Source organism: Fluviicola taffensis DSM 16823 (assembly GCF_943372375.1).
Classification (GTDB): Bacteria; Bacteroidota; Bacteroidia; order Flavobacteriales_D; family Crocinitomicaceae; genus Fluviicola; species Fluviicola taffensis_A.
This window is the reverse complement of sequence record NZ_CALRYJ010000019.1, coordinates 1-16,598: the sequence shown is the minus strand read 5'-3', so window position 1 is coordinate 16,598 and position 16,598 is coordinate 1. Positions and strand designations below refer to the sequence as shown.

Genomic DNA, 16,598 nt, shown 5'->3' with positions numbered 1-16,598 from the left:
TATCTACACAATACTTTTTCAGGATAAGACGGAATGCTGAAAAATTCGGCATTCGTAATTCGGCATTCGTAATTATGAATTAACTTAGAGCCCTCATGATATTCGCACTGGTCCTGCTTGGTTTAACGTGGTTTGTTTGGAAGTTCAAAACAGATGGCTTATCGCGTACGAATTTATTGACCGGTTGGGGAGTGAAAGTACTCTTTGGGATCTTGTTCATGATTATTCATACCAAGATTTATGGAATAGGTGAAATAACTGTTGATTGGGAGGAATACATGGATGATAGCGTAACGCTCAATGGAGTGGCTTATCAGTCTTTTGGTGATTACCTGAAATTTTTATTCGGAATGAATTCGGAATTGGATGTTCAACATTACCTGGCACATACCAATCATTGGTCGGCAGGTGACTTGGATCTGATGAATGATTCACGCAATGTGTTGCGGATAAATAGCTTGATCGTATTCATTTCGAAAGGGAATGTGTACATCCATATCCTGTTTTTCTCTTTCTTCTCATTGATAGCTTTACGGGAAATTTTTCTGGCATTCAAGGATCGAATTTTCTATGATAAGCGCTGGTTTTGGTTTGCACTCTTCCTATTCCCGACATTGAGTTTTTGGACCAGTACGGTATTGAAAGAACCCTTGATGATCTTGGGGCTTGCGTTCCTGCTAAATGTCATGTTTGGCAACTTAAGTTGGAAATCCCGCCTTTGGAGAATGATACTCGGATCGGTGTTGATGTTGGGATTTAAGCCCTATGTTTTAGGATGTTTGCTCTTGAGTCTTCCCGTTTTCTTGCTGGGGAAATTCGTCTTTAAAAAACGCGTGATATTGGCTCCGGTAACTGTTTTGATCGTCTTTTTAATTGGTTTTGCATCCTTTTCTAATCTTAGGACTGGTCTAACTCATCGGCTTACCCGTATGCAATTTGATTTCATGAATGTGGGAAGGGGAGGTATTCACGCATACGCGGATTCCTGTTATTATTATTTTAGAACGGATCAATATGCAGATTTGAATTTTTTGGAAGATGGAGGTCTTCAGGTCAAAAAGAAGATTGTTGCGAAGAAAGTGACTTTCGGAATGAGTTATCCTTTTGATGATATTTCATTAGATCCGTCTGATGGTCCGTGGAGAATCGATTTTGTCGGAACAGAATGCGGAAGTTATATTGAATTGACTGCTATTAATAATGATTCCGGTCAGTTGATCAAAAATATTCCGGAAGCAATAACGAATGCTGCTTTCCGGCCTACCTTTTGGGATCCGGGGGGCAAACTGAAGATTGTCAATTTTCTTGAAACGATCGGTTTATTCGGATTGTTGGGGTTTGGTTTTTGGTATAATCGCAAGCATCGAACTGCTGAAGAAAAGAATGTGATTTTGTTTTTACTCAGCTTTTCACTCATTTTGTTTATCTTGATAGGTTGGACAACTCCTGTTTTGGGGGCGATAGTACGCTACCGGGTACCAGCATATTTAGCCTTGTTTTTAATTGCATTTATCGGATCGAGACCGTTCAAATTTAAATTATGAAAAAATACGTTTTTATTACCGGAGCGACTGCCGGTTTTGGAGAGGCGACAGCACGCATATTTGCTGATAATGGTTGGGATTTGGTTTTGACAGGAAGAAGGATCGAGCGTTTGGAGTCGTTGAAACGGGAATTTCTAAGTAAGGGAGTTGATGTTCAGCTTCTGAACTTTGATGTACGTGGTGAAGATGAAGTGAATCAAGCTGTCCAAAGTTTATCTGATGAAGTGAAGGAAAACCTGTCTGTTTTAATCAACAATGCGGGGTTGGCTGTTGGTCGCGGACCGATAGATTCCGGTGATACGGATGATTGGGACCGGATGATCGATACGAATGTGAAGGGGCTTTTGTATGTGACACGGGCAATTTCTCCTATTTTGAAGAAAAATGGTGGTGGACACATTGTAAATATTGCAAGTATTGCAGGAAAAGAAGTATATGCAGGTGGGAACGTCTATTGTGCTACCAAACATGCGGTAGATGCTTTGTCCAGAGCAATGCGCATTGATTTGGTTCACGACGGGATCAAAGTGACCAATATTGCTCCCGGAGCTGCGGAAACGGAATTCTCATTGGTTCGTTTCAAAGGGGATGAACAAACTGCTAAAAATGTATACGATGGATTTGACCCCTTAATGGCGGAAGATATCGCGGATGCGGTTTATTATGTTTGTTCAAGACCAAAGCATGTTTGTATCAATGATTTGGTGATCATGCCAAGTGCACAAGCGAGTTCAACAGTATTTCATAAAACCCATTCGTGATGCGTTATTTTTTATTCTTTTTAGTCGGTTTGATCAGTGCTTCCTGTATGAAGGGGCAATCTGTTGATTTGGTGATCCACAATGCAAAAATCCACACGATGGATGAGGAAAACTCGATTGTTCAAGCCATTGCAATCCGGGATGGAAAAGTGGTGGAAGTGGGTCCGGATAGACAAATCATGAATAAGTACAGTGCCGAAGAGTATATCGATGCGGAAGGGAAAGATATTTTCCCCGGTTTTGCAGATGCTCATGGTCATCTGATGAGTTTGGCGCGCCAAAAATTATCGGTTAATCTGGTGGGTACTACTTCCATGGATGAATTGATCGTCCGTGTGGAGAAATATGCACAACGGAAAGAGCGCAGGGTGATTGTAGGCGGAGGTTGGGATCAAAGTTTGTGGAATTCGGCTGAGTTGCCGACAAATGAATTGTTGAATGAGAAATTCCCCGATAAACCGGTTGTTTTATATCGAATCGATGGTCATGCTGTCTTAGCGAACAATGCGGCACTAAAAAAATACGGAATTACCGGATCTTCCCATGTGGATGGAGGAGCTATTTTGAAAAATGCAGACGGGAGTCTTTCCGGGATTCTCTTGGATAATGCCATCTCATTAATCAGTAATAAACTACCTGATTTTTCGGATCAGGAATTAGCAGAGGCTTTACTGGAAATACAACAGGAGTTGTATGGATATGGAATCACCGATGTGCATGAAGCCGGGCTAACCTCACATGATTTTAAACTGATCCGCAGGTTGGTAAAAGACAATAGATTGACGATAGGGATTTACGGTATGTTGTATCCTGAAAAGGAAAATGCTGATTTTGCAAAGAAACATGGATTCCTGGAGGAAAAGAATTTGTTGGTACGCTCTTTTAAAGTGATCGGGGATGGAGCTTTGGGTTCACGAGGCGCACTTTTGAAACAGCCCTATTCGGATGATCCGCATAATCATGGCTTATTGACAACTTCAATCGCAGATATGAAGCGCTATTCTTCCCTGGCGGAATTGACAGGTTACCAATTGAATATTCACGCAATCGGGGATTCTACCAATAAATTGGTGCTTGACCTGATTCAGGCTTATTCCAAAAAGAACCCGGATCATCGCTGGAGAATTGAGCATGCACAAGTTTTGGACCCAATGGATTTTGACCTGTTGGAAAGTTCCGGTGCATTTCCATCCGTTCAACCTACCCATGCGGTAAGTGATCAGCGTTGGGCTGAATCCCGTTTGGGTAAAGCGCGCCTGAAGGGAGCTTATGCTTACAATACCTTATTGCTCAAAGCCGGAATGTTGGCTATCGGAACCGATTTTCCGGTTGAAAGTACCAATCCTTTTCTGACCATTCATGCAGCAGTGAATCGGAAGAATGCAGAAAATGATCCGATCGATGGTTTTTTACCCGGGGAAGCACTTACGGAAGAGGCATGTCTGAGAGGAATGACCATTTGGGCGGCATTTGCCAGTTTTCAGGAAAGTAATAAGGGGAGTTTGGAAAAGGGGAAAGAGGCGAATCTCGTAATTCTTGAAAGTCCGTTTGTTTCGAAAGGAGCATATAGTCCGAACTTTTCAAATAGGACGTTTGTCAAAGGGAAATTGGTGTTTTCTATGGAATAAAAAAGGGCTCGCCGGCAAACGAACCCCTACAAACCAAAAAACCAAAAACGATCAAACACAAGTCAGTAATTCTTTGTAACTTTCCAACTAGTTCATGAATTGCACTTGATCGAAGTTAGAAACTATATTCCCACAGTATAAAAGTAGGAACTTGTTTCTTAACAGTGGGCTGTGAAAAAACAAACACTGGTTTTGGATGAACATTTTTGCGCTATTGCTTAATTTTTAATACATATATTGTGAGTGCTATTACAACTGATATGAATGAAGTAAGACGACTGTTTGACGTGCCTACTTATCAATTGAAAAACTTTCCAAGCGCCTCGATGTTTGTTACCAAAACTGAGGGAGTTTGGATACCTATGACGACCGAAGAATTTGTAGCACATACAAATCAAATTTCTAAGGGACTTGTGGAACTGGGTGTTTCAGTTGGAGACCGTGTGGCATTAGTTTCACCGAACCGTGTGGAATGGAATGTGATGGATATTGCGATCCAACAGGTAGGAGCTGTTGTGGTTCCTGTTTATCCGAATATTTCGGAACACGACTACGTGTACATTTTTAACGACGCCGGAATCCGCCACGCATTTGTGGCCGGAGAAGAACTGGCGCGTAAGATCCAAGGAGTGGCATCGCAAATTTCTTCGTTGGAAAAGATCTTTACGTTTGACCAGTTGGAAGATTTTTCCAATTATAAGGAGTTGGTGTCCATGGGAGCCAATGTCCCTCAAAGTAAGATCACCGATCTGAAAGCGAATGTTCGCAACGAAGATCTGGCAACGATCATTTACACTTCAGGGACAACCGGAAATCCGAAAGGAGTTATGTTATCGCATAACAACCTGCTCTCCAATGTGCTTTCCTGTAAATTCAGTATTCCGGCGGATGAGAATTCCCGTGTATTGACATTTTTACCGGTTTGTCACGTATACGAGCGCATGTTGCATTATCTCTATATGTATTGCGGGGCTTCCATTTATTTCGCGGAATCAATGGATACGATTGGTGAGAACCTGAAGGAAGTAAAACCTCATGTTTTCACAGCTGTTCCTCGCTTATTGGAAAAGGTCTTTGATAAGATTATGCTAACAGGTGAAGCATTGACTGGATTTAAACGAAGAATCTTCTTTTGGTCCGTTTCAGTTGCAGAACAGTATCATACAGGAAAACTGGGGTTTTGGTATAAGATCAAATTGGCAATTGCCCGAAAATTGGTTTTTTCAAAATGGCAGGCAGCGCTTGGAGGTGAAGTGAAAGCTGTTGCTTCTGGTTCCGCAGCATTGCAACCTCGTTTGGCTCAAATCTTTATGGCAGCAGGTATTCCCATATTGGAAGGATATGGATTAACGGAAACTTCGCCGGTTATCTCCGTAAACTGTTTGAAGAAAGGGGTCAAGATCGGAACTGTCGGTCCATTGATTGATGGTGTGAAGGTGAAAATTGCGGAAGACGGAGAGATTTTGGTGAAAGGACCGAATGTCATGATGGGTTATTTCAATTTACCGGATAAAACAGCAGAGGAGATTGACCCGCAAGGTTGGTTCCATACCGGAGACATCGGAACGTTTGAAGATGGAATTTTCTTGAAAATCACAGACCGTAAGAAAGAGATATTCAAAACTTCCGGAGGGAAATATATCATTCCGCAGGCAATGGAAAACACCTTCAAGGAATCGCGATTTATTGAACAGATTATGGTTTTGGGTGAAGGACAGAAGTTTCCTTCCGCATTGATTGTTCCTGCCTTTCCGTTTGTGAAAGAATGGGCGAGCCGCAAGAATATTGAAATAGGGACAACGAACGAAGAGATTGCTAAAAATCCGGATGTGATTGCACGTGTCCAAAAGGAAGTAGATCGCATCAATGAAGGATACGGAAGCTGGGAGAAGATCAAGAAGTTTGGTCTGTTGCCTCAGGAGTTTGGTATTGCAACGGGCGAATTGACGCCAACTTTGAAGTTAAAGCGCAAGATCATCCTGGAACAATATAAAGCAATGGTTGATGGTTTTTACAAGGAAGATCATCGCGAATGATTAAAATAATACGATAAATCGAAAAAGTCGGGGTGAAAAATTTTTCACCCCGACTTTTTGTTTTTTATTTAAGATCTTAAATAGAATCCTTTGTCTGTTCCATCATTTGAGCCAGGAAGTCCCGTGCTCTGAATAGTTGGGCTTTCACGGTTCCCAAAGGAAGGTTCAATTCCTCTGCGATTTCCTCGTAGCTTAATTCCTCAAAATATCTTTTTTCAATCAATTCGCGGTAACGTGGTTTTAGTTTGCTAACCAGGTTGCGCATGTGTTTTACCTTCTGATTGTGGATGATGTGTTCTTCCGGGTCACGCGTATCTGATCGTGCATCAATTCCAACCGCTTCTCCATCTTCATTGGTGTAGCCCGTATCCATGGAAGTGAGTTTAATCCGTTTCTTACGGATAAAGTCGATACAGTTATTGGAGGCAATTTTGAAAAGCCAGGTTGAAAAAGCAAAACTTGGTGAATACTGCTCCAGGCGACTGAACGCTTTTCCAAATGCCTCGATCGTCAGGTCATCTGCGTCATCCGAATTTCGAACCATTTTCATCATCATGAAATAGATGGATTCACGGTATCGGTCCATTAATTGCGCATAAGCTGCCTGGTCGCCATTTTTAGCCTGATCTACCAGTGCCAGATCTATGCGTGCTTTGTCCGATAAATGATCTCCAACTACCTCCATTTCGAAGAATTTTTTTGCAATGCTGAATAATAAAAAAATGGAAGTATCAAAACATATACCAAGTCAGTAATAGGTAATAAAGCAATGAACCCCGGTGATTTTAGTTTTTTGAAGCAAAGCCCCAAAAGCCACCATTTTATCATTGTTACAAAACCAAAACCAATCAAGGCGTGTATCCACCATCCACTTTGTAGGATCAAAAGAACGAAAGATATCAGCATCAAAATCAGGGTGAAGGGATATATTCCTAACATCGCTTTCTTGAAAACCTTGTATTTCGGAGAGGTGGTGTAGTGTCTGGACTTCTGAAGGACAAAAGATTCCCAGTTTTCTTTCGCTTCACTGTATTGAAAGCTTTCGGGATCCAATTGGATGGTGTAGTTGCTTTTTCTCGCTGCTTCCTGGATGAACAGGTCATCATCACCTGACATTAAGGAGTAATGGGACTTGAAACCATTCGTTGACTTGAAAACCTCCTTCGTATACGCCATGTTTCTCCCAACTCCCATGTAAGGAACTTTGTTGATAGCCATGGAAAAGTAATTTACAGCAATCATGGTGGTATCGAAACGAATGATCTTGTTTAGGAATCCTTTTTTCTTGGTATAGGGACCATAGCCCAACACAATCTGTTTTTTGTCACTGAATTGTTCTACCATTTTACGCAACCAAAGATTTCCTGCAGGCGTGCAATCTGCATCCGTCAGGACCAAATGTTCGTATCGCGCCTTTTTAATTCCCAAAGTCAAAGGGAATTTCTTGCTCGGTAGCAAATGTTTACTGCGTTCAACTTCCATCACGACCAAGTTCGGGTATTGACGACTTAAGGCATCCAATAAATACTTGGAATCGTCCATTGATTGGTTGTTTATGACCACAACTTCGAATGGTGCCGGATAATCCTGGTCTAAGATCTTAGGTAAATTCTCGTATAAATTGTCTGATTCATTGCGCGCGGCAATAACAATGGATACGGGTGGCAAGTCAGTTTTTCTCTGCTTGCTTTTCCAAAAAGCTAGTCTCCCAAAGAAAAGTACGGAGTATATCAACTGTATAGCCAATAGTCCAGCAAAAATCCAAAAGATATAAAATACGCCTGTTTCCTGTAATTCGGGGATAATTTTCATTAAAGTGTCTTCTTCGCCTACAAAGATGGGGCTCTTTCCGAAATCCCCTTATCTTTGCAGCGTTTATTTTTCAACACAATTATGCACTTTGAACTGAAGCATACCGATCCCCACTCAAAAGCGAGAGCTGGACTTGTTCACACGGACCACGGAACGATTGAAACTCCGATATTTATGCCTGTTGGAACACATGGAACAGTAAAAGGTGTTCATCAACAGGAATTGCGCGATGATGTGGAAGCACAAATTATCCTTGGAAATACCTTTCACCTGTATTTGCGTCCGGGATTGGATGTGATTGAAGGTGCCGGTGGCTTACATCAATTCATTGGCTGGGAAAGACCGATTCTGACAGATAGCGGCGGTTATCAGGTGTATTCCTTGGCGACGAGCCGGAAAATTACGGAAGAAGGAGTGCGTTTTCAATCACATCACGATGGAAGCTATCACTTTTTCTCTCCTGAGAGAGCCATTGACATTCAACGAGTGATCGGTGCGGATATCATCATGGCTTTCGATGAATGTACACCTTATCCGTGTGAATATGACTATGCGAAACGCTCGATGCACATGACGCATCGTTGGTTAAAGCGCTGTATCACCCAGATGGATTCGACTGAGCCCAAATATGGTTATTCACAAGCATTGTTTCCGATCGTTCAGGGAAGTGTTTATCCCGATTTGAGAAAGGAATCCGCTGAATTTATTGCAGAACAGAATGCCGTTGGAAACGCGATCGGTGGATTATCCGTTGGAGAACCGGATGAGGATATGTACAGCATGACCGATTTGGTTTGTTCTATTCTGCCAACAGATAAGCCGCGTTACCTGATGGGAGTGGGAACTCCGGTGAATATTCTGGAATCGATTGCATTGGGAGTAGATATGTTTGACTGTGTTATGCCGTCACGAAATGCAAGACACGGAATGTTGTTCACTTCAGAAGGAACCATTAACATCAAGAATCACAAGTGGAAAATGGATTTTTCCCCTTTGGATATAAATGGCACGGCTTATGTAGACCAGGTTTACACGAAAGCTTATTTGCACCATCTGATCAAAGCGAAGGAAAATTTGGCCATCCAAATTGCGACAATTCACAATTTAGCCTTTTATTTGGCGTTGGTTAAAGAAGCCCGAAGAAGAATTTTAGATGGAACTTTCCGTGCCTGGAAAGACGAACAAGTCAAAATACTAGGGAGAAGAATTTAATGCTCAGAATTTTAGATCGATATATCATTCGGAAGTTTCTTTCAACATTCTTTTTTATGTTGGGAGTGATTATGCTATTGGCAATGGTGTTCGATATTGCATCGCGTTTATCGGAATTCATTGACAATCAAGCTCCGTTCAAATCGATCGTTTTTGATTATTATTTCAACTTCCTGCTTTATTACGGAAATACCTTCTCCTCCATGATCATTTTCATTTCTGTGATTTGGTTTACAGCGAAAATGGCACAGGAAGCAGAAATTATCCCGATACTGAACAGTGGAAGACCATTTACGCGCTTTCTTCGGCCTTACATGATTGCAGCGACAATCCTGATGCTGATGTCATTGATTCTGAATCATTTTGTTTTGCCAAGAGCGAATCGGGTACGACTGGATTTCGAGGAATCGTTTTACCGGGATCGTTTGCTGGTTGAGAATTACCACGCAGAATTCCCCGGAAATGAATTGGTTCACTATGCCAGTTATAATTCCAAGGAGAATATTGTCAATGATTTTGTCGTTGAAAAGTATGATGACCGCAATCGGCTCATTCATTTTCTAAAAGCACGAACTGCTACCGTAGCGCATGGTTCTTCGAATTGGCATTTGGTCGATGTGTTTGAACGGCTAATAACCTATAATGATTCGATCGATATCAGCGACCAGGTCATCAATCAAAAGATTCACTTGATTGAAAAACACGAAAAGGATACGGTTTTGCCTTACCGGATTGAAGATATGGCGATTCGCGACAATATTGCGGAAGCAATGACCTATACCGAATTAAGAAAGTTCATCAAGAAGGAGAAAGAGAAAGGGAACTCGAATGTTCCAACCTTCGAAATTGAGCTTTATCAACGAACAAGTTATCCTTTTGCGACTTACGTCCTGACTTTGATCGGGGTAAGTGTTTCCAGCAGGAAGAGACGTGGAGGAATCGGAGTGAATATTGCCATTGGTTTGTTATTCGTTTTCATCTATATTTTCGCTATGAAAGTGACGAGTGTGGCCGCTACTACGGTTGGCTTTCCACCTATCGCGGCTGTCTGGTTACCGAATTTCATTTTTGGCATCCTGGCCATATTTATGTATCGCATTGCACCAAAGTAATGAAACAGGTAGGTTTTATTTTCTTCTTGATCTTTTTTTCTTTCCGTTTGCAGGCGCAGATCGTGAATATTGAAAACAGGCGTATTTATGAGGATACTTCCGGATGGAGCGGTTCGCTTGATGCCGGTTTTGCAGTTACCCAAAACTCCCCGGATATCCTATATTCGGGAAATCTTCGTCCAAGGGTGCAATACAAAACGCGAAAAAATCACTACCTATTAATTTCGGATCTGAATTACACGGCTTCCAATAAGACAACGTATGCGAATTCAGGAATGTCCCACTTCCGGTATGCCAGACGGATCAAGAACAGTCCATGGAAATGGGAAGCCTACACCCAAATTCAATACAATCAGTTACTGAACCAACGTGTGCGTTATCTGATCGGGACAGGTCCCCGTTGGAAATTTGTGGACACGAACAATGTCCGCTTTTTTGCCGGAACATCCACCTTTTGGGAATACGAGGAATTAACGGAAGATGGGATTATCCATGATAATTTTCGTTGGAGTAACTACATTAGTTGGTTTATTCGGACGGGAACAGGATTCAGTTTTTCAGGGACGACTTATTATCAGCCTAGATGGGACAAGTTTAATGATTTTCGATTCTCCGGACAGTATTCCATTGCTCAAGCAATTACCAAGCGCCTGGATATGCGTATTGAATTCAACATCTATTACGACAGTGCGCCTCCGACGAATGTCCGGAAAACCGTTTTTAGCTCATCGGCGGGTATACACCTGCGTTTGGGGGAATAACCCGGTATTTATTTGTTACATATGTTTTGGATTTAACAAAAGTTGACCCTTTGGTGGGTTTATTAAAGGTATCTTCAAATGAATTAGAAACTAAAATAGGTATTATGAAAAGAGTGATTTTAGGAATTTCAGCAATGGCATTGCTGAGTTTGGCATCGTGTAAGAAGGATTATAATTGTGAGTGCACTTATCAAAATACTGGTAGTACAACAGTTACAGAGAACAAAACAATTAAGAATTCCACGTTGGATGATGCGAAGAAAACATGTGACGGATATGAATCCGACGGGTCTATCACAAAAACATGTACGCTTCTATAACGGAGTGAATTTTATTTAAAGATCCTCAAGAAGGTTTTTATACATGAATGCCGTGTTCTGCAATAAGAGCGCGGCATTTCGTTTTTATTTTTTGAATGGATCTCAAATCAATTAATGTATCCGCTAATCGAAATATGAGTTCGTTTTCCAACTCTTTTGAAATCAAAACCATCATAAATTTCATTTTCTGCAATAAGTGAATCTATTTTTACTGAATAGACTTTCCAATCGCTTTCATCCTTTTGAAGCACGTATTGTTTGCTCGAAATAAAGCGTAGGTAATTGGTGTCAAATCCATTATCAAGAAAGTTCTTGGCGAGCCATTTGGTTTTTGCCATTAAGTAATCCGGATTCGAAAATGCTTCTTCATTTGTTCGGTATTCAGCAGAATAACCGAAATGATAACAACCGCCAATATGTACAAGTAAAGAATCTCCTTTCGGGAATTTTACGATTGCTTGCTGATTGTTTTTATCCCATGAAAAATGAATTTTGCGATCAAATTTCAATAAGATTTCGGAAGTGAATTTGTAAGTGCTCGTGTCGAAAACACAATCCGACTCAATCTCCAAAGGAGGTTCATTAATCGAATCAATTTTCTTTTTCGTTTCCTTTTCACTTGAAATAACAGGTTCCTTTTCCTGCTCTACCTTTTTTTGATTGGAAGAGCAAGCTACAGTAAGAACGATGATCGAAAGTGAAAGAAGAAAATATTTCATAGTTTATGAGGGCTTAAAATTCATCCAAATGATTGCTTGAAACATCTTTTTTCTTGGTTAACAGAAACAGGATGAGTGCGGTTACGCCTGCAAAAAAGAAACCGACACCTGCAACAATGGTTATAATGCCATAATTTTCATCCCCGATTCCATTGTAAATCTTGTTTCCGATGTACATGGACAAGAAACCGAATAAGGCAAGCGCGATACCGGAATACGTAGCCATCAGTTTTTTAGGGGCATGTTGCAGGATCAGACTCAGTAAGATAGGCACGATTAGGATTTCACCAATGAAATTCAAACAAAGGAATCCGGTCATGAATTTGGGGTCATCCGTCTGACTGTTTGCCATGGTCATGATTGCGGCTACGATTGAGATGGTTGCTGCTGCAAAGCCAATGACGATTTTCAGAAGTGGAGGAAATTTGAAGCGATTCCAGATTATTCCGAAGATGAGGTAGCCGATCAAAGGGATCAATGCAGGAATCATACTTACTAACATACTGATGTCTTCCGATCTTCTGAAGCCGCTGTAGTTGAAATTCGCCATGGATCGATTCAGGAGGGTTTCGAACAACCAATAAAGGAATAAACCCAGGATCGACAAGAAAATCAGTTCGTTGGTGCGATTTCCGTCCCGGTTGATATCGAGATCCAGGTTCAGTGGGTTTTCTCCCGAAGAATCTTTGGGATGCTTAATCAGGAAACAAAGCCCGATGATGAGGAGGAAACAAATGATACAGGAGGTGAAACCGTGTTCGAATGTGTCTGCAAACTCAAAATAATGGAATGCTCTCGGAGCAATGAATGAGCCCAGGTTGATCGCGAAAAGACTCAGCGTAACTGCTCCGTCTAGTTTGTTTTTTTTGGCTGAATAAACAGCGCCTATTGATTTCAATATTGCGGGGGAGAAGATACATTGTCCCAAAATAAAGACAAACATTCCTACATAGAATAAGCTCAGTTGTTTTTGCATGAACAATAAAATTCCGAGAATCTGAAGTGCAGAACTCACAATGATTGAAAGCTTTGGTCCCAATAGGAAGTCGACAATCAATCCACCGAAAACGCGCGCAAACAATAAGGCTGAAGCAAAGGTTACAAGTAATTCGTTTGCATCATCACCGTATAGATTCATCGCATCACTGATCAGGTAGCTGAATGCAAAAGTCTGTAAGCCATAGAAGGCGAATCGCTCCAAAAAAAGCAAACTGTTCAGAACGCTTGATTGTCCTAGGTGGTAGTATTTGTTAGCTGACATAGATGTTATTATTGTTTTCAATTAAGTTCAAAATCGAGTTTAAATACATTGAACGCTTTCAACCTTTTAAACCTACTTGATCCACATTAGTTTTTCCCGTTCCACTTTCAGCCGCATAAATCCGAATACAACTGTAAGCGTGTGCCCTTTGATTTCTTCAACCGTTCCGCTTTGTTTGGTTTCAATCATTTTTACGGTTGAACCGACCACAATCTTATCCCGTTGATAGGTATCTTCTTCCTGTTTTTGAGTCTTGCGTTTTTTTGCAACCACTTTTTGCGGTTTCACCTGCATCAATTCCACTTTCCGTTTCGCCTCTTCGATTTTCGATTTCTCGACCATCAAATACTTCCGGACGTCTTCCAGTAGTGGATTGTTTGCATCTTTCTTTCGGGTTCTGGTCTGATAACGATCAATAAAAGATTTCATCTTCTTTCCCGAATTGATGAACAAATTGTTCTTTTCAGCCAAATCCTGTTGGGAACGCAAGCGTTCATCGATGCGTTGTTTTTTCTCTATGAATTCTTCACGCGCATTGTTGGCCAATTCCTGCGCTTCAATGTGCTCTTTGTTCAAGCGTTGAAGATACATTTTTTCGCGATTCAACTCATTGAGCAAATGATCCATCTTCACGCGGCTCTGATCCAGTTTTCCTTTCGCCTGTTCGATCAGATCCATTGGAATTCCATTCATCTGGGCTACTTCAAACGTAAAGGAGCTTCCGGGTTGTCCCATGGAAAACCGATACAGTGGTTCCAGTGTTTCCGTATTGAAAAGCATGCATCCATTTACGGCATTCGGAAGTCGGTCCGCTTTGAGTTTGATATTGGCATAATGCGTGGTGATGACGCCGTATGATTTCCGTTTGTAAAGTTCCTCGAAAAAGACTTCTGCCAAAGCTCCTCCCAGTTCCGGATCGGATCCTGTTCCAAATTCATCCAGTAAGAGTAATGTGCGTCTGTTTGAAACTTTCAGGAAGTACTTCATCCGCTTCAAGCGATACGAATAAGTACTCAATTCGTTTTCGATGGATTGGTTGTCTCCAATATCTGTCAAAACCTGTTGGAAGAAACAGAACTTGCTGTTCTCGTGAACGGGAATCAATAGACCTGCTTGCAGCATCAACTGCAACAATCCGATTGTTTTCAAGGTAATGGATTTTCCTCCTGCATTCGGACCTGAAATGACCAACATGCGGCTGGTTGCATCCAGAATCAAACTTTGAGGAAGTGTTACTTTACCCAGGTTCTTATTTGTTTTCCAAAGAATGGGATGAAATGCGTCAATTAGTTCAATGCGTGTGTTACGAACAATTCCCGGGAGATTTGCATCTAAATCTAGCGCTAATTTTGTTTTTGCATTGATGAAATCAAATTCGGTCAGTAATTCCTGGTACGCTTCAATCAAAGGAAGGTGATGCGCAATGTCTCTCGTGAGTTCTTGCAGGATTCGAAAAATCTCTTTCCGTTCATCATCCAGTGACATTTCCAGTTCATTGTTCAATGGAATATTGATAGCGGGCTCAATGAATGTAAGGCTTCCGGTTTTGGATGACCCGACGGCAATTCCCCCCACTTTTCGTTTGTGTGTGGATTGAACGGTTAACACTCGTCTGTCATTGACAAATGCTTCCTTGGTATCGCCCAAAAGCCCTTCTTTCAGGTATCTGCGCATTTCCTTGTCAAAATTGCGGTTGATTTGATTTCGCAACTTCGCAATTTGTTGTCGGATGGAATATAATTCCGGAGAAGCATCGTCCTTGATCAGACCTCTTCTGTCAAATACCTTTTCGATGGCTTCAATCAGTTCGCGGGTAAAGTAAACGTTGTTTAGGAGCGCAAACAGATTCGGGAAATCTTGTGAACGCTTATCGAAGAAATGCAACAGGTGATTGACCAACTCGGAAGCGCGGGTAATACGCACAAATCCTTCCTGTTGTAAAACGGCATTTTGAATGGGAAGCAATTTGATCTCAGCTAACAACTCTTCGAAATCGAGTGCGGGAAAAGATTCACCTTGAACACGGATGCTCTTGAATTCGTTTACGCGAAGCAATTCAAATTCGATTGCATCAAAATCATTGTTCGGCTCCAGGTTTTCCAGTCTGGTCTGAGCCGTTGCTCCAATACTGAATGCAGCCAACCATTCCCTGATTTGGTCAAATTCTAAATCGTGAAGTGTTTGCTGATCAAATCCTTTCATGGTGTAAAAATAATGTCAATTTGGAAGCCCACAATGAATAAAAGATACTTGCAGTATAAATTTTACCACAGATACACAGATTTTTTGCGCTCCTACCGGAAGCGCTAAGATATTTTGAGTCGAGACTGGTAAGTTCGCCTTTTATCTGTGCATCAGTGGGAAATAAATGAGTGTTTTTTTAAGGTGTGGAACAAAATCATCACACAAAATTCTATTTTTACGTTCAAAATTCAGACTATGAAACTTCTTTCTTTTAACGTAAACGGAATCCGGGCAATTGCAGGAAAATCTTTTCTTTCGGATATGAAGGAAATGCAGGTAGATGTCATTTGTTTGCAGGAAACAAAAGCAACTGTGGAACAAGTGTTGGAAACAGTGAATCCTTTGGGTTATCCGTTTGTTTATGCAAATGAAGCGGGAAGAAAGGGATATTCGGGTACTGCAATTATTTCTAAGACCGAACCGATTTCGGTTGTTTACGATATGGGAATTCCGGAACACGATGATGAGGGAAGAGTGATTTGTGCAGAATACGATAAATTCTATCTGATTACAGTTTACGTTCCGAATTCCGGGAGTGAATTGTTGCGTTTACCTTATCGTCAGTCTTGGGATGCAGATTTTCTGCAGTATTTGAAAAAGTTGGAAGAAAAGAAACCCGTGATTGTTTGCGGCGATTTCAATGTGGCACACAAGGCGATTGATTTGGCACGACCTAAAGCGAATTACAACAAGTCTGCCGGATACATGCAAGAGGAAATTGATGGAATGGATGCATTCGTTGGCAGCGGGTTGGTAGATTCCTGGCGCGTTCTGAATGGTGATGAGATCAAATATACCTGGTGGAGTTACCGCGGTGGCGCAAGAGAGAAAAACGTAGGCTGGCGGATTGACTACTTCTTAGTTTCGGAAGCATTTATTCCAAGCTTGAAAGCGGCAACCATTCACAATGAAATCTTCGGCTCGGATCATTGTCCGGTTGGGGTGGAGTTGAGTTTGTAATATGAACCACATAGGTCCACATAGAGAACATAGAAAAAACACTTCCATTACCATACTTAAAAACTATGTGACCTATGTATCTCCTATGTTTGTATCAGTTATTACTTTTATAGAAAAGTGAAAAGGAGCGAGAACACATATGTGCCTAAACAATCCTTGAGATATGTTCACACATAGATATCGTCTCCTCCTTTTTTATCTCTTAGAGTTTAAACAGAATGTAAGGAA

14 protein-coding genes are annotated in these 16,598 nt (G+C 41.3%); 9 read left to right on the top strand and 5 right to left on the bottom strand.

What is annotated here, in order from left to right:
* The first annotated feature begins 95 nt into the window (after window positions 1-95).
* The 4 genes from AAG807_RS18740 (at window position 96) to AAG807_RS18725 (ending at window position 5,969) form a co-directional block, all read left to right on the top strand.
* Window positions 96-1,544 (top strand): hypothetical protein, encoded by a 1,449-nt coding sequence (locus tag AAG807_RS18740; protein WP_341907383.1) that lies wholly within the window; start codon window positions 96-98, stop codon window positions 1,542-1,544.
* Window positions 1,541-2,305: an SDR family NAD(P)-dependent oxidoreductase gene (locus AAG807_RS18735; RefSeq protein WP_341907380.1), complete on the top strand. Its 765-nt coding sequence runs from the start codon at window positions 1,541-1,543 to the stop codon at window positions 2,303-2,305. The genes AAG807_RS18740 and AAG807_RS18735 overlap by 4 nt, the downstream gene beginning before the upstream one ends.
* Entirely contained in the window at window positions 2,305-3,933 is a 1,629-nt protein-coding gene (locus tag AAG807_RS18730; protein WP_341907376.1) for an amidohydrolase, read from the top strand. Before AAG807_RS18735 ends, AAG807_RS18730 begins: the two co-directional genes overlap by 1 nt.
* A 239-nt stretch (window positions 3,934-4,172) precedes the next feature.
* A complete protein-coding gene (locus AAG807_RS18725) occupies window positions 4,173-5,969 on the top strand; it encodes an AMP-dependent synthetase/ligase (protein WP_341907374.1) in 1,797 nt (598 codons plus the stop codon).
* Window positions 5,970-6,045: 76 nt separating this feature from the next.
* Here AAG807_RS18725 and AAG807_RS18720 read toward each other — a convergent pair whose 3' ends face one another.
* Window positions 6,046-6,654: a sigma-70 family RNA polymerase sigma factor gene (locus AAG807_RS18720; RefSeq protein ID WP_341907371.1), complete on the bottom strand. Its 609-nt coding sequence runs from the start codon at window positions 6,652-6,654 to the stop codon at window positions 6,046-6,048.
* Complete coding sequence (locus AAG807_RS18715; RefSeq protein ID WP_341907368.1) at window positions 6,645-7,781, bottom strand: glycosyltransferase; 1,137 nt, start codon at window positions 7,779-7,781, stop codon at window positions 6,645-6,647. Before AAG807_RS18715 ends, AAG807_RS18720 begins: the two co-directional genes overlap by 10 nt.
* 81 nt (window positions 7,782-7,862) lie before the next feature.
* On the opposite strand from AAG807_RS18715, the gene tgt reads away from it, so the two are divergent.
* From tgt to AAG807_RS18695, 4 genes are all read left to right on the top strand, one after another.
* Window positions 7,863-8,993: a tRNA guanosine(34) transglycosylase Tgt gene (tgt, locus tag AAG807_RS18710; RefSeq protein ID WP_341907366.1), complete on the top strand. Its 1,131-nt coding sequence runs from the start codon at window positions 7,863-7,865 to the stop codon at window positions 8,991-8,993.
* Window positions 8,993-10,105, top strand: coding sequence for an LptF/LptG family permease (locus AAG807_RS18705; RefSeq protein WP_341907364.1), 1,113 nt, complete (start codon window positions 8,993-8,995; stop codon window positions 10,103-10,105). The genes tgt and AAG807_RS18705 overlap by 1 nt, the downstream gene beginning before the upstream one ends.
* A complete protein-coding gene (locus AAG807_RS18700; RefSeq protein WP_341907361.1) occupies window positions 10,105-10,866 on the top strand; it encodes a DUF481 domain-containing protein in 762 nt (253 codons plus the stop codon). The genes AAG807_RS18705 and AAG807_RS18700 overlap by 1 nt, the downstream gene beginning before the upstream one ends.
* A 104-nt stretch (window positions 10,867-10,970) precedes the next feature.
* Window positions 10,971-11,186: a hypothetical protein gene (locus AAG807_RS18695; RefSeq protein ID WP_341907358.1), complete on the top strand. Its 216-nt coding sequence runs from the start codon at window positions 10,971-10,973 to the stop codon at window positions 11,184-11,186.
* A 107-nt stretch (window positions 11,187-11,293) separates the two neighbouring features.
* Here the strand turns inward: AAG807_RS18695 and AAG807_RS18690 are convergent, their stop codons facing one another.
* The 3 genes from AAG807_RS18690 to AAG807_RS18680 all read right to left on the bottom strand — a co-directional run bounded on the left by AAG807_RS18690 (window position 11,294) and on the right by AAG807_RS18680 (window position 15,368).
* Window positions 11,294-11,905, bottom strand: a complete 612-nt coding sequence (locus tag AAG807_RS18690; protein WP_341907356.1) for a hypothetical protein — start codon at window positions 11,903-11,905, stop codon at window positions 11,294-11,296.
* Between the two features lie 13 nt (window positions 11,906-11,918).
* Window positions 11,919-13,166 (bottom strand): MFS transporter, encoded by a 1,248-nt coding sequence (locus tag AAG807_RS18685; RefSeq protein ID WP_341907354.1) that lies wholly within the window; start codon window positions 13,164-13,166, stop codon window positions 11,919-11,921.
* Between the two features lie 72 nt (window positions 13,167-13,238).
* Window positions 13,239-15,368 carry a DNA mismatch repair protein MutS gene (locus tag AAG807_RS18680; RefSeq protein WP_341907351.1) on the bottom strand — a complete coding sequence of 710 codons (2,130 nt, stop codon included), beginning with the start codon at window positions 15,366-15,368 and terminating at the stop codon, window positions 13,239-13,241.
* Between the two features lie 237 nt (window positions 15,369-15,605).
* Between AAG807_RS18680 and AAG807_RS18675 the strand changes: the two genes are divergently transcribed.
* Window positions 15,606-16,370, top strand: a complete 765-nt coding sequence (locus AAG807_RS18675) for an exodeoxyribonuclease III (RefSeq protein ID WP_341907348.1) — start codon at window positions 15,606-15,608, stop codon at window positions 16,368-16,370.
* Window positions 16,371-16,598: the final 228 nt, after the last annotated feature.

Coding starts and splice junctions, on each gene's coding strand:
- AAG807_RS18740 (WP_341907383.1), top strand. CDS start 96: ATGATATTCGCACTGGTCCTGCTTGGTTTAACGTGGTTTGTTTGGAAG.
- AAG807_RS18735 (WP_341907380.1), top strand. CDS start 1,541: ATGAAAAAATACGTTTTTATTACCGGAGCGACTGCCGGTTTTGGAGAG.
- AAG807_RS18730 (WP_341907376.1), top strand. CDS start 2,305: ATGCGTTATTTTTTATTCTTTTTAGTCGGTTTGATCAGTGCTTCCTGT.
- AAG807_RS18720 (WP_341907371.1), bottom strand. CDS start 6,654: ATGGAGGTAGTTGGAGATCATTTATCGGACAAAGCACGCATAGATCTG.
- AAG807_RS18715 (WP_341907368.1), bottom strand. CDS start 7,781: ATGAAAATTATCCCCGAATTACAGGAAACAGGCGTATTTTATATCTTT.
- tgt (WP_341907366.1), top strand. CDS start 7,863: ATGCACTTTGAACTGAAGCATACCGATCCCCACTCAAAAGCGAGAGCT.
- AAG807_RS18705 (WP_341907364.1), top strand. CDS start 8,993: ATGCTCAGAATTTTAGATCGATATATCATTCGGAAGTTTCTTTCAACA.
- AAG807_RS18700 (WP_341907361.1), top strand. CDS start 10,105: ATGAAACAGGTAGGTTTTATTTTCTTCTTGATCTTTTTTTCTTTCCGT.
- AAG807_RS18695 (WP_341907358.1), top strand. CDS start 10,971: ATGAAAAGAGTGATTTTAGGAATTTCAGCAATGGCATTGCTGAGTTTG.
- AAG807_RS18690 (WP_341907356.1), bottom strand. CDS start 11,905: ATGAAATATTTTCTTCTTTCACTTTCGATCATCGTTCTTACTGTAGCT.
- AAG807_RS18685 (WP_341907354.1), bottom strand. CDS start 13,166: ATGTCAGCTAACAAATACTACCACCTAGGACAATCAAGCGTTCTGAAC.
- AAG807_RS18680 (WP_341907351.1), bottom strand. CDS start 15,368: ATGAAAGGATTTGATCAGCAAACACTTCACGATTTAGAATTTGACCAA.
- AAG807_RS18675 (WP_341907348.1), top strand. CDS start 15,606: ATGAAACTTCTTTCTTTTAACGTAAACGGAATCCGGGCAATTGCAGGA.